Source organism: Paroceanicella profunda (assembly GCF_005887635.2).
Taxonomy (GTDB): domain Bacteria; phylum Pseudomonadota; class Alphaproteobacteria; order Rhodobacterales; family Rhodobacteraceae; genus Paroceanicella; species Paroceanicella profunda.
The window spans coordinates 1,521,509-1,542,773 of the sequence record NZ_CP040818.1; the positions used below are offsets into that span (position 1 = coordinate 1,521,509).

Sequence of the window (21,265 nt, forward strand, 5' to 3'; positions counted from 1 at the left end):
GCACGGTGGCGGGGAAGCTCGCGGCCCGCGTCAGCGCGCCGTCATGAGGGGTGTCCGGCGGGGCCGGAGCCGGGCTGCGGATGAAGCCGTGGCCCGGTCCGGGGCAGGTGACGCGGCTACCGTGCCGCCCCGCCCCTGCGGCCGGGCGCAGGAGCGCCGGGCGGTGTCCACCGGCATCCGCGGGTCGTCTTCGCCGCGCGGGATCCGCGTCGTGCCCGGCCGGGCCTCGGCTTCAGACGACGACGGGCTGCGCCACCTGCCGGCCGACCCCGAACACACGCTTGTAGCGGGCGATCTCCCCGGCCGGGCCCATCGCCTTGTTGGGATTGTCGGAGAGCTTCACGGTGGGCCGGTCGTTGGCCGAAACCGCCTTGCACACCAGGCTGAACGGGTCCAGCGCACCGTCCGGCGCGAGGCCGCGGAAGTCGTTGGTCAGCAGCGTGCCCCAGCCGAAGCTCACCCGCACCCGGTCGCGCAGCTTCGCGTCCAGCATCACGATCTTGTCCACGTCCAGCCCGTCGGAGAAGATGATGAGCTTGTCGCGCGGGTCCTGGCCCATGCGCTTCCACCAGGCGATGGCGGTTTCGGCGGCGGTGAGCGGGTCTCCGCTGTCGATGCGCACGCCGGTCCAGTGCGCCAGCCACTCCGGCGCGCGGGCGAAGAAGCCCTCGGTGCCGTAGGTGTCGGGCAGGATGATGCGCAGGTTGCCGTCATAGTCGCGCTGCCAGTCGGCCATCACCTTGTAGGGGGCCTCGGCCAGCGCGGCGTCATCGGTGGCCAGCGCCGAATAGACCATCGGGAGTTCATGCGCGTTGGTGCCGATCGCCTCCACCTCCGCGCGCATGGCGATGAGCACGTTGGAGGTGCCGGTGAAGCGCGGGCCCAGCCCCTCGCGCATGGCCTGCACGCACCAGTCCTGCCACAGGAAGGAGTGGCGGCGGCGGGTGCCGAAATCGGCGATGCGCATCTGGTGGGGCTGCAGGCGCTGGATCTTCTCCCACACCCGCGCCATGGCCCGTGCGTAGAGCACCTGCAACTCGAACTTGCCCATGGTGCGCAGCACGGCGCGCGAGCGCAGCTCCATCATCACCGCCAGCGCCGGGATCTCCCACAGCATGGCCTCGGCCCAGGAGCCCTCGAAGGTGAGCTCGTACTGGTCGCCCCGGCGTTCCAGCTGGTATTCGGGCAGCTGCAGGTTCTCCAGCCATTCCATGAAGTCCGGCCCGAACATGGAACGGATGCCGTAGAAGGTGTTGCCACGCAGGTAGGTGCTCTCGCCGCGCGACAGGCGCAGGGAGCGCAGGTGGTCGAGCTGGTCGCGCAGCTCGCTCTCGTCCACCAGCCGGGCCATGGGCACGGTGTCGGAACGGTTGATCAGGCTGAAGCGCACCCGCACGTCCGGGTGGTTGCGGAAGATGCTCTGGGCCATGAGCAGCTTGTAGAAATCCGTGTCCAGCAACGAGCGGACGATCGGGTCGATCTTCCAGTTGTGGTTGTAGACACGCGTGGCGATGTCGGTCATGGCACGGGTTCCCGGACAGTATCAGCCGCTCTAGAACAGGGAAGGACGGGCTTGTCCAGCGGCTATCGTCAGGCGACGACCACCCCCGCCGCGCGCAGTTCGGCCATCGCAGCCGCCACGGAGCCCGCCATGTCGATGCCCCGGCAGGCCTCCGCCAGCAGGGTGACGCCGAAGCCCAGGCGGATGGCGTCCAGCGCGGAGAACTTCACGCAGAAGTCCGTCGCCAGCCCGCAGAGCGCCACCGCCTCCACCCCGCGTTCCCGCAGGTAGCCGCCCAGCCCGGTGGGGGTTTCATGGTCGTTCTCGAAGAAGGCGGAGTAGCTGTCGATGCCCGGCCGGAAGCCCTTGCGCAGAACGAGGTCGGCGTCGCGGCGCAGGTCCGGGTGGAATTCGGCCCCCGCCGTGCCCTGCACGCAATGGGTGGGCCAGAGCACCTGCGGGCCGTAGGACATCTCCACCAGCGAGAAGGGCTCCGCCCCGGGGTGGCTGGCGGCGAAAGAGGAGTGCCCGGCCGGGTGCCAGTCCTGCGTGAGCACGCGGACGGGGTAGGCGTCCTGCAGGCGGTTGACCAGCGGCACCACCTCGTCTCCGCCGGCCACGGCCAGCGCGCCCCCGGGGCAGAAATCGGTCTGGATGTCGATCATCAGCAGGGCGGTGTCGTGCATCTCGGGGGCCTCTTCTCTCACGCGCTGTGGCCCGCCCGGGCCGGTGCGCGCGCGGGCGCCGGCCCCGGACGGGGGGAGGGCCAAGCAAAGGCCCGCGCGGCGGCGGCGTCAACCCCGCCGAAGGCTTACCGCCGCTTAACCGGTGTCTGCGATCCTGCGGGCGGTGCGACATCGGGGTGAGCGGGGAAGGGGAGGGCATGACGACAGTCGTGGTGCTGGTCTATCACATGCTGAGCGCGCTCTGGCTGCTGATCCTCGTTCATCTGGTGATGGGGCTGCTGCTGCGGGTGCGGGTTCTGAACTACGAACGGCCGTCGGTGCGCGGCGCCTGGAACGGGCTGAGCGGCATGCTGGACCCGCTCTACCGGCCGCTGCGCAGGGTTCTGCCGGGGCACGGGCGGGTGGATCTCGCGCCGGTGGCCACGCTGTTCTTCGTGCTGGGGGTGCAGGCGATGTTCCTGCTGGCCGGGGCCGCGCGCCTGCTGTGACCTGCGCGGAGCAGGCGGGAGAGGCTGTCCGGGAGGAGGCTGCGAGACCGTCCCGGTCGCGGCGCAGGCCGGCCGCGGGAGGCGCCGATCCCGGGGCGGGCAGGCCGAGGTCGAGAGGGGCAGGGTGCCTGCGAAGGGCCCAGTGCCTCGGGGCCGGCCCGGGCCCTGCCGTCAGGCGGACGGGGGAGGGGCGCGCCGCGCGAGAGGCCCTGCGCGGCGGCCCGGGATCTCACTCGCCGGTATGCGGTGCGACGGGCCAGATCCCACCCTGGTAGATGACCGCGGGGTCATCATGGGCACGCGGCGGGTCCGCCGCCTCCACCTCGGCGCGGAACTGTTCGGAGGAGTGCTCCGGCACCCAGCCCAGGAAGGCGGCATGGGAATTGTCCCACCACATGTCGCGATTCGCCGAGGCGCCGTAGACCATGGAGCAGCCCACGCGGGGCGCCTCATGGATGCGCTTGACCAGGCTCACGAAATCCTCCGGCGCCAGCCAGGTGGAGAGCATGCGCCGGTCCCGCGGCTTGGGGAAGCACGAGCCGATGCGCACGGAGACGCTCTCGATGCCGAACTTGTCCCAGTAGTAGCGGGCCATGGTCTCGCCCATCGCCTTGGACAGGCCGTAGAGGCTGTCCGGGCGCAGCTCCGCATCGCCGTCGAGCAGGGTCTCGCGGGTGTGGAAGCCGATGGCGTGGTTGGAGGAGGCGAAGAGCACGCGCGCCGGGCCCAGCCGCCGGGCCGCGTCGAAGATGTTGAACGCGCCCCGCAGGTTCGACTGCTCGATCACGTCCCAGGTGTTCTCCACCGACATGCCGCCGAGATGCACGATGTAACCGCACCCCTGCACGAGGGCGTCCACCGCCGCGCGGTCGGCGAGGTCGCAGCGCACGACCTCCTCGCCGTCGCGGGCCGGAGCCATTTCGGAAAGGTCGGACAGGCGCAGCGGCGCGTAGCCCTGAAGCGCCTCGCGCAGCATCGCGCCGACGCCGCCGGCAGCACCGGTGATGAGGATGCGGGTCATGTGGCTTCCTTCTTCAGTCCATGAGGCCCGGCAGCGTCAGGGAGACCGCCGGGATGAAAGTGGTGACGGCAAGCGCCACGAGAATGGCCGCGTAGAACGGCCAGATGGTGAGCACCACGCGTTCGATCTTCTCCTGCCCGATCACGCAGCCGATGAACAGGCAGGCGCCCACGGGCGGCGTGCACAGGCCCAGCCCGAGGTTCATCATCAGCACCATGCCGAACTGGATCGGGTCCATGCCGAAGCCGGTGACCACCGGCAGGAAGATCGGGGTGCAGATGAGGATCAGCGCCGCCATGTCCATGATCATGCCCAGCACCAGCAGCATAAGGTTCAGGATCAGCATGATCACGATCGGGTTCGAGGAGATGGAGGTGAGCGCGTCTGCCAGCACCTCCGGCACCCGGTAGAGCGCGAGGAGATAGGCGAAGGCGGTCGCGCAGCCCACCAGCACCATCACCATGGCGGTGGTGCGCACGGAGTTCATCACCGCGGTGCGGAACCCCTCCCAGGAGAGCGACCGGTAGACGAACAGTGTCACCAGAATGGCCCAGATCACCCCCATGGCGCCGGATTCCGTCACCGTGACCACGCCGGAGAGCACGCCGCCCACGATGATCACCGCCGTCAGCAGCCCGGGCAGGGCGGCGACGAAGCTGGTCAGCAGCACCATGCCGCCGGGGAAGGGCTCGGAGGGGTAGCCTCGCCTGCGCGCCACCAGATAGGCGGCCACGGCGAGGCACAGGCACATGATGACGCCCGGCACGATGCCGGCGACGAAGAGCTTGGACACCGAGATGCCGCCGCCCGCCGCCACCGCGTAGAGGATCATGTTGTGGCTGGGCGGGATCATGATGCCGGCGATGGAGGAGGTGACGGTGACGTTCACCGCGTAGTCGCTGTCATAGCCCTTCTCCTTCATCGTGGGGATGAGGATGGAGCCGAGCGCGGAGACATCGGCCACCGCCGAGCCGGAGATGCCGCCGAACAGCATGGAGGCGAAGACGTTCACCTGCCCCAGCCCGCCGCGGATATGGCCGACGGCCGCGAAGGCCACCTTCACCAGCCGGCTGGCGATGCCGCCGTGCAGCATCAGCTCGCCCGCAAAGACGAAGAAGGGAATGGCCAGCAGGCTGAACACCGACACGCCGGAGACGATGCGCTGGAAGCCGATCATCATCGGCAGGCCTTCGTAGGCGAAGGTCGACATCGCGGCGATGCCGAGGGCGAAGGCCACCGGAACGCCGGTGACCACGAGAATGGCGAAGATGCCGAGCAGCAGGGCGAGACCCATCGGATTATTCTCCCGTCGGGGTGCGGAGGCGGCGCAGGATGCGCGCACCGCAGAACAGCACGACAAGCACGCCGCAGATGACCAGGGGCAGGCTGCGCAGCCCCTCGGGCCAGCCCAGCAGCGGGATCTTGGCGCGCCACTTGAACAGCACCAGCTTCCAGGTGAACCAGGCCATGCTGAGCGAGAACAGCGCCAGCACCACGTCGTTGAACACCGACACCCAGAGCTGGCCGCGCGGCGGCAGCGCGTCGCGGAAGAAGTCCACGCTCAGGTGCCCCTCGTCATGCACGACGACGGCGGCGCCGAGGAAGCTGATGAACACCACCAGCAGCAGCGCGAGCTGCTCCACCCATGTGGGCGTGGAGTTCATCACGTAGCGCCCCCACACCAGCCAGCCGAAGATGACGATGAGGAGCACGAGACCGGCCCCGGCAATCCAGAGCACGAGGGTGGAGAGGCCGTCGAGAAGACGATCGAGGGCAGAGCGCTGCATGGGATGTTCCGGCAGTTGGGGACGGGGGGACCTCCCCGCGCTCCGGGGCCGGGAGGGCCGAACCGGGCGGGCAGGGGCCGCAGCGCCTGCCCGCCCGGGGGCGTGTCAGTCGGTGGCCTTGATCTCGTCGATCAGCGTCTCGAGGCTCGGATGCTCCTCGAGGAACCTGGCGTAGACCGGCTCCATCGCCTTCTGGAAGGCGGCCTTGTCGGTAACCTCGTTGAACTTCACGCCCGCGGCCTCGACCTTCTTCTGGCTTTCGGCGGAACGCTCGGCCCAGAGCTGGCGCTGCAGCGTGGCGCTCTCGCGCGCGGCCTGCTTCACGATCTCCTGGTCCTCGGCGGAAAGGCCGTTGTACAGGTCGGCGTTGATGCACAGGCACTCGGGGATGATGAGGTGGTTGGTGGCCGAGTAGTAGCCGGCAACCTCGTAGTGGTTGGTCGATTCGTAGGAGGGCCAGTTGTTCTCCGCCCCGTCCACCACGCCGGTCTTGAGTGACTGGTAGACCTCGCCGAAGGCCATCGGCGTGGCGTTGCCGCCGAGCGCCTCGACCATGCCGACGAACAGCTCGTTGTTCATCACGCGCATCTTCATGCCGGTGAGGTCCTGCGGCTCCAGGATCGGATGCTTGGTGTTGTAGAAGGAGCGCGAGCCGCTGTCGTACCAGGCCAGCGCCACCAGGCCTTCCTGTTCCATCGCCGCCGAGATCTCCTCGCCGATCGGCCCGTCCATCACGCGGTGCATGTGGTCGAGGTCCTTGAAGATGAAGGGCAGCGAGACGACGTTGGTCGCCTCCACGATCGGCCCCATGGGCCCGAGGTTGAACACCGCGAAGTCGATGCCGCCGAGGCGCACCTGCTCGATGGCGTCCGGCTGGTCGCCGAGGATGCCGGAATGATAGGTGCGCGCGGTGATGCGGCCCTCGGTGCGCTCGTCCAGCAGCTCGCCGAACTTGTCCATGCCCAGCGACACCGGATAGTCGGGCACGTGGATGTTCCAGCCGCGCCATTCGGCAGCGGCGCTCGTGGCCGTCAGGGCCAGTGCGCAGAGGGGGGCGACGAATTTGAGCATTGGTGACTTCCTCCCGGTAGGTCGACACGGCCTTGGGCCGCTGTTTGATGTTGCAGTCATACTATGTGTGGTATGATGACCTGTCAATGTGGCGCAATTGAAGCCTGGATGAGGACATCCTATGGTCCGCGAGATGTCAGGAATGGGGAAACCTTCATGAAAACCACTGTCGGGGCGCGCCGCCCGCGCGAGAACCTCACCCAGAAGGTGACGGGGATCCTGCGGGACCGAATCGAGACCGGCGTGCTCCGCCCGGGCGACAGGCTGCCGACCGAACAGGGGCTGATCGCGGAATTCGGCGTGTCGCGAACGGTGATTCGAGAGGCGATTTCCGGGCTGCGCGCCGATGGGCTGGTGGAGCCGCGGCACGGCGTCGGCGTGTTCGTGCTGGACCGGCCGGCACCGCCGCCGGGGCTGGAGATGCTGCGCGGCAGCCTCGACCGGCTGTCCTCGATCATCGAAATCCTCGAATTGCGCACCGCAGCGGAGATCGAGGCCGCCGGGCTGGCGGCCGAACGCGCCTCCCCGGCGCAGCAGGCCCGCATTCGCGAATCCTGCGCGGAGATCGACCGCGCCGTGCTGCGCGGCGAGCGGGCCGAGGCCGCCGACTTCGCCTTCCACCTCACCATCATGGAGGCGACGAACAACCCGCTGTTCCCGGAATTCCTGCAGTTCCTCGGCCAGCGCACCATTCCGCGCTCGCAGATCTCCAGCACCGTGCCGGAGGGCTATCTGGAACGCATCCAGGCTGAGCACATGGCCATCGTCGACGCGATCGCCGCCGGCGACACGGACCGTGCCCGCAGCACCATGCGCACCCATCTGCGCGGCGCCCTGAAGCGTTACGAGGCCCTGCTGCGCAGCGTGCGATGATGTCTCTTGACTAAGTCATCATATGACTTATGCTCGCCGGAAATACCCGGCCAGGAGGAAATGCGCCCGTGTCCCTCAATGATCTGAAAACCCGCATCGGCAGCGGCCTGCTGTCGTTTCCCGTCACCCCGTTCCACGCCGACCTCACCATGGACGGCAAGGGCCTCGCGACCCATGTGGAATGGCTGTCGCAGTACAATGCAGCGGCGCTGTTCGTGGCCGGCGGAACCGGCGAGTTCCACTCGCTCGCGCCCTCCGAGGTGGTCGAGGCGGTGAAGATCGCGAAATCGGTCGCCGGCGACATGCCGATCATCTCCGGCTGCGGCTACGGACACCGGCTCGCCATCGACATCGCCCAAGCCGCCGAGGCCGCGGGCGCCGACGCCATCCTGCTGCTGCCGCATTACCTGATCTTCGCCAACCAGCAGGGCCTTTTCGACCACGTGAAGGCGGTGTGCGACGCGGTGAAGATCGGCGTCATCGTCTACAACCGCGACAATGCCCAGCTGAAGGCCGACACGCTGGCGAAGCTCTGCGACGCCTGCCCGAACCTGATCGGTTTCAAGGACGGCTCGGGCGATATCCACACCGTGCGCCACATCACCTGCACGATCGGTGACCGGCTGACCTACATCGGCGGCATGCCCACGCACGAGCTCTTCGCCCAGGCCTATAACGGCGCTGGCGTGACCACCTATTCCTCCGCCATCTACAACTTCGCGCCGGAGCTGGCGCTGAGCTTCTACGCCGCGCTGCGCGCCGGGGACAACGCGAAGATGGAGGAGATCCTGAAGGGCTTCTTCTACCCGTTCGCCGCCATCCGCGACCGCTCGCCGGGCTATGCGGTGTCGATCATCAAGGCCGGGCTGAAGCTGATCGGTCGTGACCCGGGCCCGGTGCGCCCGCCGCTCACCAACCTCACCGAGGAGGAGCTGGAGATGTTCCGCCCCGTCATCAACCGGTACGTGCTGGAACACGCATGAGCCGGATAGCCGAGGTCTCGGTCCACCTGCTCGACGCTGCGCTGGACGCCCCGTTCCAGAGCGCGACGGGGCAGTTCGACCGCAGGCAGCATTGCCTGGTGGAGATCACCTGCGAGGACGGCACGACGGGCTGGGGCGAATGCCTCGGCCCGGCGCGGCCGAACGCGGCGATGGTCCGTGCCATGCGGCCGTTGCTGATCGGGCAGGAGGCGGGGCGGATCGAGCCGCTCTGGCTCGGCCTCTACAACGCCTTTCGCGACCAGGGGCAGACCGGGCTCACGGTCACCGCGCTGTCGGGCATCGACATCGCGCTGTGGGACATTGCGGGCAAACGCTTCGGCGTGCCCTGCCACGCGCTGCTCGGCGGCGCCTTCCGTACCGAGGTGCCGGCCTATGCCACCGGCGGGTTCCGCCGGTTGAAGCCCGGCCGCCCGGCCTATCTGGCCGAGGAGACCGCAGGTTACGTCGCCGAAGGCTTCGGCGCGGTGAAGATCAAGATCGGCTATGATGTTGCCGAGGACATCGAGGCGATCCACGCCGTGCGCGCGGCCATCGGCCCCGACATCGGCTTCATGATCGACGCGAACCACGGCTATGACGCGATCGAGGCGCTGAAGCTCGCCCGCGCCGTGGCCGAGTGCGACATCGGCTGGTTCGAGGAGCCGGTGGTGCCGGAGGATTTCGACGGCTACAAGGCGCTGCGCGCGGGCCAGCCCATCCCCGTGGCGGGCGGCGAGACCTGGCACACCCGCTGGGGCTTCGCACGCGCCATCGCGGCGCGGGTGGTCGACATCCTGCAACCCGATGTCTGCGGCATGGGCGGGCTCTCGGAGGCGAAGAAGGTCTCCGACATGGCCTCGGCCGCCTCCATCCGGGTCATTCCCCATTGCTGGGGCACCGGCGTGGCGGTGGCGGCGGGGCTTCAGTACCTCGCCATCCTGCCGGATTACCCCTCGCGCCACGAGCCGCGCCAGCCGATGCTGGAGTTCGACCAGACCCCGAACCCCTTCCGCATGGCGGTGCTGAAGACGCCGATCACCCATACGGGCGGCATCGTGAAGGTGCCCGACGGCCCCGGCCTCGGCATCGAGATCGACCGTGACGCCCTTGCCCGTTTCGCGATGGAGGCCTGAGCATGCGCACCACCGACGGCCCGGCGCCGAAGCTGAAGGCGCCCCCGGGCGCCACCGACTGCCATATCCACATCTACTACCCCGGCGTGCCCTCCGCGCCCGGCGGCCCGCCGGTGCCGGAACCGGCCACGCCGGAGGACTACCGCCAGCTGATGGCCCGGCTCGGGCTGGAGCGGGTCATCGTCACCCAGTCCAACGCCTTCCAGGGCGACAACACCTGCACCCTGCGCGCGCTGGAGGAGTTCGGCGACATCGCCCGCGGCGTGGTGGCCGTGACGCCGGAGACCACCGAGGCCGAGCTCGCCCGCTGGCATGAGCGCGGCGCCCGCGGCGCGCGGATCATGGATCTCGGCGGGGCCGCCCGGCTCGACGTGGCGCAGGCCGTGGCCGAGAAGGTGAAGCCCTTCGGCTGGCACCTGATGGTGCAGTTCGACGGCCGCGACTTCGAGCGCCACGAGGCGGCGCTGACCGCCCTGCCGGTGCCCTTCATCCTCGACCACGTGGGCAAGTTCCTCGAGCCGGTGGCGCCCGACAGCCCGGCGATGGACGCCTTCCTGCGGGTGCTGAAGCGCGAGGACACCTGGGCCAAGCTCTGCGCCGGTTACGAGACCTCGAAGCTGGCGGACTGGTCGGACGTCGGCGCCATGGCGGCGCGCATCGTCGAGGCGGTGCCGGACCGGCTGCTCTGGGGTTCGAACTGGCCGCACGTGGGGGTGAAGCCGGGCACCGCGCCCGATGATGCCCGCCTGCTCGACCTCATGCTGGACTGGGTGCCCGACGAGACCACCCGCAACCGCATGCTGGTGGACACGCCGGCCGCGCTCTACGGGTTCTGAGGCCAGAGGGCGCGCGCCAGCAGCCCGGCCAGCACCAGCCAGAGCACCACGATCACCACGGCGGCGGCCCGCGCCCGCGGGCGGCCGCCGCGTGCCTCCGCCGCCCGGCGAAACTCCGCCATCAGCGCCGGCGGCACCAGCCGGACGGCCAGCGCGATGCCCAGCGGCACCATGAGCAGGTCATCGAACCAGCCCGGCACCGGGAATGAAATCGGGGATCAGGTCCACCGGGCTCAGCGCACAGGCGGCCACGGCAGCGGCCAGCAGCTTCGCGGCCAGCGGCGTGCGGGCATCGCGCGCGGCGATCCACAGCGCGACCACGTCGCGCCTGAGCGCCTTCGCCCAGGCTGTGAGTCGCCTCATCATGCCGCCAGTTTCGCAGCTCGTCGGCGCCGGCGCAATCCGCGCCCGGCATGCAAAAGAGCCTGCCGCGGAGGGACACGCGGCAGGCTCTCCCTTCGGGCCTTTCCGCCGGGGTGCGGCACCCCGGGGCGGCGGCCTCAGTTCGTCAGCCCGGACTGCACCGGCGCCGAGGTGACATGCAGCGCGCCGTCGTTGCGCTGGAAGCTGTAGGCGGTGCCCGGCTGGCCCGGCAGGCCGAAGACCACGCGGTCGTCCGCGCCGAGGCGCATCTGCAGCAGGCGTGGGGCGGCATCGTCCCCGCGCTCGGTGTAATAGGCGACCACCTCGAGCGTATCGTCGGCGGCCGGCAGCCAGTACACCGACATGTCGACGGCGCCGGCATGCAGGGTGCCACCGCTCATCGGGGTGGCAAGGGTGAGCGTGTCCGCCTGGGCGGCCACGGAAGCGGTTGCGCCCAGCAGGGCGGCGAGGATCATGGTTTTCATCGCAATCACTTTCGGGTCTGAGGGGTGGCGGCACGCTTCCCGCCTCTTGTGCACTGCGATATGGGGCGGGACGCGCGCCGCGAAAATCGCCAATCCCGAATAGCGGCCATGCGCCGGATGCCAAGGAATATTGGATAAAATTGTGAACAGTCGCACAATGGTGCGCGCCAAGTCATTGTGCAGCCGCAGCATTTCTTCGGCCGGGGCCGCAAGAGGGGCGCGGCATCCTGCCCCGGTCCGGCGCCTCAGCCGGGGGTGAGGCCCTGCTGTGCGGCGATGCTGCGCATGGCGGCGCCGATCTCGTGCACGGTCCAGGCGGCGGAGGAGCGGGGCAGCAGGAGGCCGAATCCCGCCCCCTCCCGGGTGAGGAGCGCGCGGGAATGGGCAAGCTCGGTGGGGGCGGAGGCGGCCGGGCCGAGGCCGCGCGCATCGAGCGGGCAGAGCCGGGCCAGCACCGCTTCCGCGTCCGGGCCGGTGAGCAGCAGCTCGGCCCAGGCGTCGGTCTCGTCGGTCACGCCGGCGAGGCCGTGCAGGCGCGGGGCGAGGGCGCCGGCCTCCGCCCCCAGTGCCAGCCAGGCGCCGCGCCCGGCCCAGAGCAGGGTGGCCTGCGCCGTCTCCGCCCGGCCCTGCGGCACGGGCAGGGGCGCGCCCAGCACCTCGGAGAGTGCCGCCGCCCGGCCGCGGAACGGGCGCAGCCCGGTTTTCGCCCGCCATGGCCGCTCGGCGAGCGTGCAGCGGCCGGCCTGAAGCGCGGCAAAGCCGGGGCCGAGGGGGCTCAGGTGTCGCAGGTCAGCCACGCAGTCTCTCCCCCTCCGGATCCACGAAATGCGGCGCGCAGATCTCAACCTCCGTGTCGGCGCCGCGCAGCAGGTCGACCATGCGGATCACCTCGCCATGCCGGGCGCGGCCGTTCACCACGAAGCCCAGTCCGATCATGTGCCCCAGAGTGGGCGAATGGCAGACTGAAGTGAGGTCGCCCTGCTCCTCCGCCGCCACGGCCTCCGCGCCGGGGTTGAGGAACTTCGCGCCGGCGAGCAGCTTCGCGGCCCGGTCCACCGGCTTCACGCCCACGAGCTGGGCGCGCTCCGGCCCGTTCAGCCCCGGCCGGGCGGCGCCGGCGCGGCCCACGTAATCCTTCTTCGAGGACATCATTTTCGCGAAACCGCAATCGAAGGCCGTGGTACGGCCGTGCAGCTCCGCTCCGGTCACGTGGCCCTTCTCGATGCGCAGCACGTTCAGCGCCTCCATGCCGTAGAGCCCGCCGCCGAGCGCCTCGGCCTCCGCCGCCAGCAGGCGCGCCAGCGCGTCACCGTAACCGGAGGGCACCGCGATCTCCCAGGCCCGCTCGCCGGAGAAGGAGATGCGGAACAGCCGCCCCGGCACGCCCGCCACGCTCACCGCCCCGCAGGCCATGAAGGGGAAGGCGGCGTCGGAGACATCCTCGGCGATCACCTTCTCCAGCAGCGCGCGGCCCTTCGGCCCCGCCACGGCGAACTGCGCCCATCCTTCCGTCACCGAGGCGCAGACCGCGTCGAGCTCGGGCCAGAGCACCTGCAGGCAGAACTCCAGGTGGCGCAGCACCGGGCCCGCGTTCGCCGTGGTGGTGGTCATCACGTAATGCCCGGGGCCGAGGCAGGCGGTGGTGCCGTCGTCGAAGACGAACCCGTCCTCGCGCAGCATCACCCCGTAGCGCACCCGGCCGGGGGCGAGGGTGGAGAAAGTGCCGGTATAGACCCGGTCCAGCAGGGCGGCGGCATCGGGGCCGGTGATCTCGATCTTGCCCAGGGTGGAGACATCGGACACCCCCACCGCCTCGCGCACGAAGCGCACCTCGCGGTCGCAGGCATCGCGCCAGGAGCTGTCGCCGGGCTGCGGGAACCAGGCGGCGCGCTTCCACAGTCTGGCCTCGATCATCGGCGCGCCCCGCGCGCGGGCCAGCGCGTTGGAGGGCGCCTTGCGCATCGGCTGGAAGGCGCCGCGGGCATGTCGCCCGGCCAGCGCGGCGATGGAGACCGGCGTGTAGGGCGGGCGGAAGGTGGTGGTGCCCACCTCCTCCGGCCCCTGCCCGGTGAGCGCGCCCAGCACGCCGAGCGCCAGCACGTTGGAGGTTTTGCCCTGGTCGGTGGCCATGCCCAGCGTGGTGTAGCGCTTTAGGTGCTCCGGCGCGCCGAAGGCCTCGTCCCGCGCGGTGGCGATGTCCTTGGTGGTCACGTCGTTCTGCAGGTCCACCCAGGCGCGGCCGCGCGCCGGCACCAGCCAGAGGGGGGTGAGACGGGGGGCATCGTCTTCCGCCTCGGGCAGCGGCAGGCCTGGCGGGGTGATGCCCAGCGTGGTGAGCGCCTCCGCCGCCGCCGCCTGCCCGCCGGAGAGCGCCCCGGCCGTGGTGAAGGCCCCGGCGGCCGCCCCGGCCAAGCGCAGCCCGGGCACATGGGTGGCGGAGGGCATGAAGGCGGCGAGGCCCGCGTCCCACTCCGGCCGGCCGCCGAGATGGGCGGTGAGGTGCAGCGTCGGGTTCCAGCCGCCGGAGACGGCGAGGCAGTCCGCCGCGATGTCCTCGCTCCGGCCGTCGTGGCGCACGCTGACGCCGGTCAGCCCGCGCCGGCCGGAGGTTCCGGTCACCACCGCGCTGGTGATCACCCGGCCGGAGAGCGGCGGCGGGGTGACGCCCTCGCGGCTGTCGATCAGCGCGGCGAGGGTGAGGCCCGCCGCCTCCACAGCCTGCGCGGTGCGCCAGCCGTCGTCGTTGTTGGTGAACACCGCGATGCGCTGGCCCGGCGCCACGCCGAAGCGGGTGATGTAGGCGCGCAGGGCGGAGGCCAGCATCACCCCCGGCCGGTCGTTCCCCGGAAAGGCGACGGGCCGCTCAATCGCCCCGGCGCAGAGCACCGCGGCCTTCGCGGCGATGCGCCAGTGCGTCTCGCGCGGGCAGCCCTCGGGCGGGGCGGCGAGGTGGCCCGCCACCTCCTGCACCGCGCCGTACATGCCGCCGTCATAGGCGCCGAAGACGGTGGTGCGCGGCATCAGCGTGACATTGGGCATGGCCGAGAGCCGGGCCACCGTGTGCGCCGCCCAGGCATGCGGTGCGGCGCCGGCCAGCGGGGCGGTCTCGGCGTTCAGCCGCCCGCCGAAGGTGAAATCCTCGTCCGCGAGGATCACCCGCGCGCCTGCCTCGCCTGCCTCGAGTGCGGCCATCAGCCCGGCGGGGCCCGCGCCGATCACCAGCAGGTCGGCATGGGCGAAGGCCTGGTCGTAGACATCCGGGTCGTCCTGCACGGAGAGGCGGCCCAGCCCCGCGGCGCGGCGGATGAGCGGCTCGTAGACCTTTTCCCAGAAGCTCTTCGGCCACATGAAGGTCTTGTAGTAGAAGCCCGCGCCCAGCAGCGGGGCGGCGAGGTCGTTCACCGCCATCAGGTCGAAGGCGGGGGAGGGCCAGGCGTTCTGGCTGCGCGCCACCAGCCCGTCGGTGAGCATCACCCGGGTGGCGCGGGTGTTGGGCGTGCGCCGGGCGCCCACGCCGATTTCCATCAGCGCGTTCGGCTCCTCCGACCCGGCGGAGAAGATGCCCCGCGGCCGGTGATACTTGAAGGAGCGCCCCACCAGCCGCACGCCGTTCGCCAGCAGGGCGGAGGCGAGCGTGTCGCCCGGGTGGCCGGTTAGGCTGCGCCCGTCGAAGGTGAAGGAAAGCCGGCGCGAGCGGTCCACCAGCCCGCCGGAGGCAAGCCGGCTCATGTCCGGCCCCCGCTGGCCTGACTGTCGCCGGCCGGGCTCCCCGGGGCGTAATCTCCCGCAGGAGACGCTCCGCCGGTCCGGTCGTCCATGGCGAGGCTGGCGCCCAGCACCTCATGGGTGAGCGTGTTGCGGGTGACGATGAGCCAGGCGGCGCAGCCGAGCTCGTGATACCACAGCTCGCGGTGCGGGCCGGCGGGGTTCTCACGCAGGTGCAGGTAGGCATGCGCGGCCTCCGGCCCGGCCTCGAAGCCCGGCCGGTGCATCAGCGCGGCATCGCCCCAGGGGGTGAACTCGCGCAGGTCGCGCGCGCCGCAAAGGGGGCAGGGGATGCGCATCCGTCGTCTCCTCAGTGGCGGTTCGGCTGCGCCCCGGTGCCCTCTTCGTCGAGGACATGGCCGGTGGCGAAACGGTCGAGGCGGAAGGCGCGGGCGGTCTCGTGGCTCTCGCCCGTGGCGAGCAGGTGCGCGAAGGCCCAGCCGGAGGCGGGCGTGGCCTTGAATCCGCCGTAGCACCAGCCGCCGTCGAGGAAGAGCCCGTCGACCGGCGTGCGGTCGATGATCGGCGAGCCGTCCATGGTCATGTCCGCGATCCCGCCCCAGGAGCGCAGCACCCGGGCGCGGCCGATCATCGGCATCATCGCCATGCCGGCCTCCATCACGTGCTCGACCATCGGCAGGTTCCCGCGCGCGGCATAGGAATTGTAGAAGTCGATGTCGCCGCCGAACACCAGCCCGCCCTTGTCGGACTGGGAGATGTAGAAATGCCCCATTCCGTAGGTGATGACGCCGGGCAACACCGGCTTCAGCCCCTCGGTGACGAAGGCCTGCAGCACCTGGCTCTCGATGGGCAGGCGCAGCCCGGCCATCTGCGCCACCTGACTGGTGCGCCCGGCCACCGCCATCCCGACCTTGCCCGCGCCGATGTAGCCCCGCGTGGTCTCCACTCCGCGCACCCGGCCGTTCTCGATGCGAAAGCCGGTCACCTCGCAGTTCTGGATCAGGTCCACGCCCCGGCTGTCGGCGGCGCGGGCATAACCCCAGACCACCGCGTCATGCCGGGCGGTGCCGCCGCGCGGCTGCAGCAGCCCGCCGCGGATGGGGAAGCGCTCGTCGCGGAAGTTCAGGAAGGGGGCATGGGCGCGCACCGCCTCGCGGTCCAGCAGTTCCGCGTCCTCGCCGTGCAGGCGCATGGCGTTGCCGCGCCGGGCGTAGAAGTCGAACTGGCCGTCGGAATGGCACAGGTTCAGCACCCCGCGCTGGGACATCATCACGTTGTAGTTGAGGTCCTGCTCCAGCCCCTCCCAGAGCTTCAGCGAATGGGCGTAGAAGGGCTCGTTCCCGGCGATGTGGTAGTTCGCGCGCACGATGGTGGTGTTGCGCCCGGAGTTGCCGGAGCCGAGATAGCCGCGCTCCAGCACCGCGACATTGGTGATGCCGTGGTTGCGCGCGAGATACCAGGCGGTGGCGAGCCCGTGCCCCCCGCCGCCGATGATGATCACGTCATACTGCGGCTTCGGCGCCGGCTCACGCCAGGCCGGCGCCCAGTTCTTCTGCCCCGACAGGGCGTTCCTGAGGATCGACAGGCCCGAATAGCGCATGCGTGACTTCCCCTTCGCTGGGGAAATTTGAACCACGCCCGGGGGTTTGTCGCAACCCCGCTGAGCGGGGCGCCTCTGCGGCGCAGGCGCGAAGGCGGTGGCGGCTGCGCGGCGGAGCGGGTTGCGGCAGGCAAAACCACTGCGTGAGCGGCGGACGGCCCGCACCGGCCGCGCGGAACGGGCGCCGCCGGGAGGCTTGCCGCCGCGCCCGTCCCCCCGGGGGGTACGGTCGCCGCCGGCTTCCGGCTGGCCATCCTCGACCGGCGCGCCAGACCCGGATGCGCCGCCCCTCGTGAGCCGCGCTCGCGCCGGGGCCGTCCGCATGGCCTGCCCGAAGGCGGCACGCCGCCGGGCCGGCGGCCGAGCGACGCGGCTTCAGGCGCGGATCAGGGCCGCGATCCGCGATGCAAGCTGGTCGCGCGTGAACGGCTTCGAGATGAACTCGACCCCCTGGTCCAGGCTGCCGTGGTGGACGATCACGTTCTCCGAATAGCCCGACATGAAGAGCACCGGCATGCGCGGCGCGATGCCCTTCGCGATGGCTGCGAGCCTGGCCCCGTTCATCGTGCCGGGCAGCACGACATCGGTCAGCAGAACGTCATAGGTGTTGCGCGCCATCAGCCTGGCGGCGTCATCCCCCGTGGTGACGGCGTCCACGAGATAGCCGAGCTTGGTCAGGCTGCGTTCGACATATTTCAGCACACCGGGGTCATCTTCCGTCACCAGGATGCGCCCCTTGCGCGGCGTGTCGCTTTCCGCCCTGTCGGGGCGCCGCGGCGCCGGGACAGGGTTTCCGGAGAGGTCACGCGGGAAGTACATCTTGACCGTGGTGCCGAGGCCCGGTTCCGAATAGATCTTCAGATGGCCTTCGGACTGTTTGACGAAGCCGAACACCATGCTGAGGCCGAGCCCGCTGCCCTCTCCCACGGCCTTGGTGGTGAAGAAGGGGGTGCAGGCCTCCTGCGCGACCTCGGGCACCATGCCGGTGCCGTTGTCGCTCACCGCGACCATCACGTATTGCCCCGGCCGCACCTCCTCGTGCTGCGCGGCGTAATCGGCGTCGAGCCTGACATTGGCGGTCTCGACCGTCAGCTTGCCACCCTCCGGCATGGCGTCGCGGGCGTTGGCCACCAGGTTCAGCACGGCGTTCTCGAACTGGCTCTTGTCCAGCCGCCCGGGCCAGAGCCCGCCGCCGCTGACCAGTTCGAGGTCGATGTCCTCGCGGATGGTCCGCCGCAGCAGGGGGTCGATCTCGCGCAGCAGGGCGTTGATGTCGGTGGTTTCCGGCTTCAGCGGCTGCTTGCGGGCGAAGGCCAGCAGGCGCGAGGTGAGCGTCGCGCCACGTATCGCCGCATCCTGGATCTCCTCCGCCAGTTCCAGCCTCGGGCCGGTGATCTCCTCCAGCAGGATCTCCGCATTCCCCAGGACCACCGCGAGGATGTTGTTGAAATCATGCGCGATCCCGCCCGTAAGCTGCCCGACGGCCTGCAGCTTCTGCGCATGGATCAACCGCGCCTCCGTTTCGGCGCGCGCGATCAGGTTGCCGAGCACTTCGGCCACGATGTCACCCTCGGCCTGGGTGACCCCGCCCGGCGCGGCCTCGGCGTTCGGCACGCAGATCAGCACGCCCCTGATCGCGCCGGAGACCGACACGGGAATGGCCAGCGTGCCCGCGGGGTCCAGCGCGCCGCCGCTCGCATGCGTGAGCGAAGTCCACAGCAGGTCCCGGGCCAGCTTCGGGTCCCTGGCCCAGGTGCGGGTGAAATCCGCGTGGGACAGGTTCAGCGTCTGCTTCGGCGCGAGGATGCCGCCGAACCGGCCGGTGGCCGCCCCCACGTGAAGCCGGCCGAGCTCGTCCAGGACGAGCAGCGCGCCATGCGTCTCGAGATCGCGCGCGATCAGCGTGACGGCCTCCTGCAGATAGGTGTCCGTCGACACGTCGATGGAGGCGATGTTGCGGATGGCCCCCAGCGCGCGCCGCAGGGCATGTATGTTCGAGGAGAGCCGCTTTTCCGCCAGAACGCGGCGCCCGACTTCCGTTCGCAGCGCCAGGATCCTCTCGGAGATGAGCCGGAAGCGGTGCGACAGTTCCGCTTCGCGTTCGAGCAGCAGGAGCACCCTGGAGGTATCGTCCGATGCCGTCATGCGCCGGCCCTTGACGGTCACCACCTCTCTGCCGGGCAGGAGCAGAACCTGCGAGATGATCGGGTCCGTCACCGACCTCGCCAGCCTGAGGAAGTCGTCGAACTGGGCCTCGTCGTTCGCGAACACCTGCGACACCGGCACGCTGTCGCCCAGCAGAACGGGCCCGATCAGCTCGATCGCGCGCGGGCTGGAGAACCGCACCGTCCGCGTGGGCGGGTCGATCACGAGAATGGCGTCATCCGTGAGGTCGAGGATCGCGCTCAGCATGGCGGAGACGGTTTCCGGCACGAACCGCGCTCCCTACTGATCGCTTGCGAAGAATTCGCTGTCCCGGGGATGGGCGGGCCGGGCGAGGCCGGCAAGGCGGATGGTCACCCGGCAGCGCGGGTCGCCGCGCGCGATGGCCTCCCGGATCCCCACGCTCGCGTAGCCGAGGTTCTCGGCCACGATGTGCCCGAAGACATTCGCCGTCATGCGGCACAGCGAGGTGCGCCCGATCACCTTGTCGCCGAACGGGCAGGCAGTGTTGACCAGCACGATCTCATCGCGGTTCATGCTCTCGATGGAGAACCCGCCGTCGATGCGCGCCTTGAGGTCCACCAGCGTGAAGGCCACCTGCCGCAGGTCGAGCCGCTCCTCCTCGAAGGCGCCGCGATACTCCTCGTTGAGCACCTGCCCCACGGAGAGCCCGACATGGTTGATATAGGCTTCGGCCTCGCGCTCCCCCACCGTGCTTTCCAGGATGCCGACCAGTTCGCGCAGGACCGATCTCAGGAACGGGTCCTTGTGGTGGTCCGGAACGTGCTTCGGCCGGGGGAGATCTTCGCCCATCTGTCTTCTCTCTTTCGAGGCGCGTTTCCCAGACGTAGCATGCCGGGCCAGCAGCCTCCAAGCAGAATGCCGCCGCTGGCGCGGCCAGGCACGGCACGCGGCAAGGATGCGCCGCGGCCCGCCGGGGCCCGCCGGGCGTGGGCGCGGGCCTCTGACGCCCTGTGGAGGCGCGGTTCGGGATGCTGGCGCCCGGTTCGGGCGCATGTTTTCCTCACGCGGCCGGAGGGGGGGCAGGGGCGCCCTTGCGTGGGATTTGCGGGAGCCGTTCCCGGGCGCGGGGAAGGGGCGGGACGCAGGCCGGCCCCCCGGGCCGCGCATCGGGGCCGGTTACGGCGGATCACGCCCGCCACCCTGCCCGCCGGCGGCCAGCCTGCCGGGGCCGCGTGCGGGCTGTGCGGCCGCCCCGCAGCCCGCGCCTTGCGGTGAAGATCGCCCGGCGGTGCTGCGCCTTCAGGGCGCCGTGCCGGCGGTGGCAGGGCGCGCGCCGCGAGTCAGGGCCAGAGGGGTGCGCCGTCCAGCCCCGCGGTTTCCGGCAGGCCTGACATCAGGTTCGCATTCTGCACCGCCTGGCCCGCCGCGCCCTTGCCAAGATTGTCGACCACGCCCATCGCGATCACGAGGTTGCGCTCCGGGTCGGCCGCATAGCTGACGAAGGAGAGGTTCGAGCCCGTGGCCCATTTGGTCTGCGGCGGCCTGTCGGTCACGCGGACGAAGGCCCGGTCGGCGTAGAAGCTGCGGGCCGCGTCCAGGCATTCCTGCGTGGTGGCGCGGCCGCGGCAGTAGAGGGTGACGAGCACGCCGCGCGTCATCGGCACCAGGTGGGGCGTGAACACCAGCCCCGCCGCGCTGCCCGCGCTCAGCCCCTCGATCGTCCGGGCCATCTCGGGCATGTGGACGTGCTTCAGCAGGCCGTAGGGCTGCAGGTTCTCGTTGGTGTCCGCGTAGCCGAACCGGGCGTCCGCACCGCCCCGGCCGGCGCCGGAAATGCCGGTCTTCGCGTCGATCACGATGTTGCCGGGCTCGATCAGCCGGTTCACCAGCAGCGGCGCCAGCGTGTTCAGTGTCGCCACGGGAAAGCAGCCGGGGTTGGCCACCCGGCTCCGGCCCGCGATGCGCGCGGGCCAGACATCCGCCAGGCCGTATACCCACCCGTCCGCGTAGCGGTGGTCTCCGCCGATGTCGACGATCTTCACCTCGTCTGGCACACGCGCCAGCGCCTCGGCGGAGGTGCCGGTGGGCAGCGAGGCGAACAGCAGGTCGAGCTGCGGCAGGGCCGCGGGGTCCCATTTCTCGATCACCAGCCCGGCCAGCTTCTGCGGAACGCCGGGAAAGCGGTCCACCAGCCGGCTGCCGGCGCTGCCTTCGCCCGCGGCGTAGACCAGCTCGAACGCCGGGTGGCCCGCGATCAGGCGCATCGCCTCGCCGCCGCCGAAACCGCTGATCCCGACAATGCCGACGCGAATGCTCATGGTGGTGTCCTGTGGTTGCTATGGGCGCGGATGGTCGGTGACCCCGCGGCCGCGGGGCCGGGGGACGGGCGCACCGCCCGCACGAAGCGCATCCCGCAAGTCGTCCGGCAAGTCAAGCGATCGGGACGCGGCGGCGGCACGGCGCATCGATGGAGGCGCCGATCCGGGCCCGCGCGGCGCGGCCCCGCCCGGCCCTTGCCACGGAGCATCATCAGGTCAGGCCCGGCAGGGCGGACGCGCCCCTCGCCGCGCCGGGCCGGCCGGCGC

Annotated in this window: 21 protein-coding genes; 5 read left to right on the forward strand and 16 right to left on the reverse strand. The window is 70.6% G+C overall.

What is annotated here, in order from left to right:
• Positions 1-232: 232 nt before the first annotated feature.
• Complete coding sequence (gene pncB, locus FDP22_RS06880; RefSeq protein WP_138572439.1) at positions 233-1,522, reverse strand: nicotinate phosphoribosyltransferase; 1,290 nt, start codon at positions 1,520-1,522, stop codon at positions 233-235.
• A 68-nt stretch (positions 1,523-1,590) separates the two neighbouring features.
• Positions 1,591-2,187, reverse strand: a complete 597-nt coding sequence (gene pncA / locus FDP22_RS06885) for a bifunctional nicotinamidase/pyrazinamidase (RefSeq protein WP_138572437.1) — start codon at positions 2,185-2,187, stop codon at positions 1,591-1,593.
• Between the two features lie 197 nt (positions 2,188-2,384).
• Here pncA and FDP22_RS06890 point away from each other — a divergent pair, with 197 nt between their 5' ends.
• Positions 2,385-2,675, forward strand: a complete 291-nt coding sequence (locus FDP22_RS06890; RefSeq protein ID WP_138572435.1) for a YggT family protein — start codon at positions 2,385-2,387, stop codon at positions 2,673-2,675.
• 229 nt (positions 2,676-2,904) lie between these two features.
• On the opposite strand, the gene FDP22_RS06895 is transcribed toward FDP22_RS06890, so the two are convergent.
• The 4 genes from FDP22_RS06895 to FDP22_RS06910 all read right to left on the reverse strand — a co-directional run bounded on the left by FDP22_RS06895 (position 2,905) and on the right by FDP22_RS06910 (position 6,554).
• Positions 2,905-3,696: an NAD-dependent epimerase/dehydratase family protein gene (locus FDP22_RS06895; RefSeq protein WP_138572433.1), complete on the reverse strand. Its 792-nt coding sequence runs from the start codon at positions 3,694-3,696 to the stop codon at positions 2,905-2,907.
• 13 nt (positions 3,697-3,709) lie between these two features.
• Complete coding sequence (locus FDP22_RS06900) at positions 3,710-4,990, reverse strand: TRAP transporter large permease (RefSeq protein ID WP_138572431.1); 1,281 nt, start codon at positions 4,988-4,990, stop codon at positions 3,710-3,712.
• A 4-nt stretch (positions 4,991-4,994) separates the two neighbouring features.
• Positions 4,995-5,483 (reverse strand): TRAP transporter small permease, encoded by a 489-nt coding sequence (locus FDP22_RS06905; protein ID WP_138572429.1) that lies wholly within the window; start codon positions 5,481-5,483, stop codon positions 4,995-4,997.
• Positions 5,484-5,588: 105 nt separating this feature from the next.
• Positions 5,589-6,554: a TRAP transporter substrate-binding protein gene (locus FDP22_RS06910; RefSeq protein ID WP_138572427.1), complete on the reverse strand. Its 966-nt coding sequence runs from the start codon at positions 6,552-6,554 to the stop codon at positions 5,589-5,591.
• A gap of 156 nt (positions 6,555-6,710) precedes the next feature.
• On the opposite strand from FDP22_RS06910, the gene FDP22_RS06915 reads away from it, so the two are divergent.
• The 4 genes from FDP22_RS06915 to FDP22_RS06930 all read left to right on the forward strand — a co-directional run bounded on the left by FDP22_RS06915 (position 6,711) and on the right by FDP22_RS06930 (position 10,379).
• Entirely contained in the window at positions 6,711-7,427 is a 717-nt protein-coding gene (locus tag FDP22_RS06915) for a FadR/GntR family transcriptional regulator (protein ID WP_138572425.1), read from the forward strand.
• 68 nt (positions 7,428-7,495) lie between these two features.
• The gene (kdgD, locus tag FDP22_RS06920) at positions 7,496-8,410 is read left to right on the forward strand and encodes a 5-dehydro-4-deoxyglucarate dehydratase (protein WP_138572423.1); all 915 of its coding nucleotides are present in this window, start codon (positions 7,496-7,498) and stop codon (positions 8,408-8,410) included.
• Positions 8,407-9,543 (forward strand): mandelate racemase/muconate lactonizing enzyme family protein, encoded by a 1,137-nt coding sequence (locus FDP22_RS06925; RefSeq protein WP_138572421.1) that lies wholly within the window; start codon positions 8,407-8,409, stop codon positions 9,541-9,543. Before kdgD ends, FDP22_RS06925 begins: the two co-directional genes overlap by 4 nt.
• 2 nt (positions 9,544-9,545) lie before the next feature.
• A complete protein-coding gene (locus tag FDP22_RS06930) occupies positions 9,546-10,379 on the forward strand; it encodes an amidohydrolase family protein (RefSeq protein WP_138572419.1) in 834 nt (277 codons plus the stop codon).
• On the opposite strand, the gene FDP22_RS24870 is transcribed toward FDP22_RS06930, so the two are convergent.
• From FDP22_RS24870 to argC, 10 genes are all read right to left on the reverse strand, one after another.
• Positions 10,367-10,579, reverse strand: coding sequence for a hypothetical protein (locus FDP22_RS24870; protein WP_239031888.1), 213 nt, complete (start codon positions 10,577-10,579; stop codon positions 10,367-10,369). The two genes, FDP22_RS06930 and FDP22_RS24870, sit on opposite strands and share 13 nt — an antisense overlap.
• Positions 10,560-10,745: a DUF1232 domain-containing protein gene (locus tag FDP22_RS24875; protein ID WP_239031889.1), complete on the reverse strand. Its 186-nt coding sequence runs from the start codon at positions 10,743-10,745 to the stop codon at positions 10,560-10,562. Before FDP22_RS24875 ends, FDP22_RS24870 begins: the two co-directional genes overlap by 20 nt.
• Before the next feature lie 134 nt (positions 10,746-10,879).
• Positions 10,880-11,227, reverse strand: a complete 348-nt coding sequence (locus FDP22_RS06940) for a hypothetical protein (RefSeq protein ID WP_138572417.1) — start codon at positions 11,225-11,227, stop codon at positions 10,880-10,882.
• Positions 11,228-11,472: 245 nt separating this feature from the next.
• On the reverse strand, positions 11,473-12,024 hold the full coding sequence (locus FDP22_RS06945) for an aminomethyltransferase family protein (protein ID WP_170317614.1): 552 nt from the start codon (positions 12,022-12,024) through the stop codon (positions 11,473-11,475).
• Positions 12,017-14,956 carry a sarcosine oxidase subunit alpha family protein gene (locus tag FDP22_RS06950; protein WP_138572413.1) on the reverse strand — a complete coding sequence of 980 codons (2,940 nt, stop codon included), beginning with the start codon at positions 14,954-14,956 and terminating at the stop codon, positions 12,017-12,019. Before FDP22_RS06950 ends, FDP22_RS06945 begins: the two co-directional genes overlap by 8 nt.
• Entirely contained in the window at positions 14,953-15,291 is a 339-nt protein-coding gene (locus tag FDP22_RS06955) for a sarcosine oxidase subunit delta (RefSeq protein ID WP_138572411.1), read from the reverse strand. Before FDP22_RS06955 ends, FDP22_RS06950 begins: the two co-directional genes overlap by 4 nt.
• Before the next feature lie 11 nt (positions 15,292-15,302).
• Entirely contained in the window at positions 15,303-16,553 is a 1,251-nt protein-coding gene (locus tag FDP22_RS06960; RefSeq protein ID WP_138572409.1) for a sarcosine oxidase subunit beta family protein, read from the reverse strand.
• A gap of 375 nt (positions 16,554-16,928) precedes the next feature.
• Positions 16,929-18,986 (reverse strand): response regulator, encoded by a 2,058-nt coding sequence (locus FDP22_RS06965; protein WP_138572407.1) that lies wholly within the window; start codon positions 18,984-18,986, stop codon positions 16,929-16,931.
• A 12-nt stretch (positions 18,987-18,998) separates the two neighbouring features.
• Positions 18,999-19,529 (reverse strand): methanogen output domain 1-containing protein, encoded by a 531-nt coding sequence (locus FDP22_RS06970; protein WP_138572406.1) that lies wholly within the window; start codon positions 19,527-19,529, stop codon positions 18,999-19,001.
• Positions 19,530-20,020: 491 nt separating this feature from the next.
• Positions 20,021-20,998 (reverse strand): N-acetyl-gamma-glutamyl-phosphate reductase, encoded by a 978-nt coding sequence (gene argC, locus FDP22_RS06975; RefSeq protein ID WP_138572404.1) that lies wholly within the window; start codon positions 20,996-20,998, stop codon positions 20,021-20,023.
• Positions 20,999-21,265 lie beyond the last annotated feature (267 nt).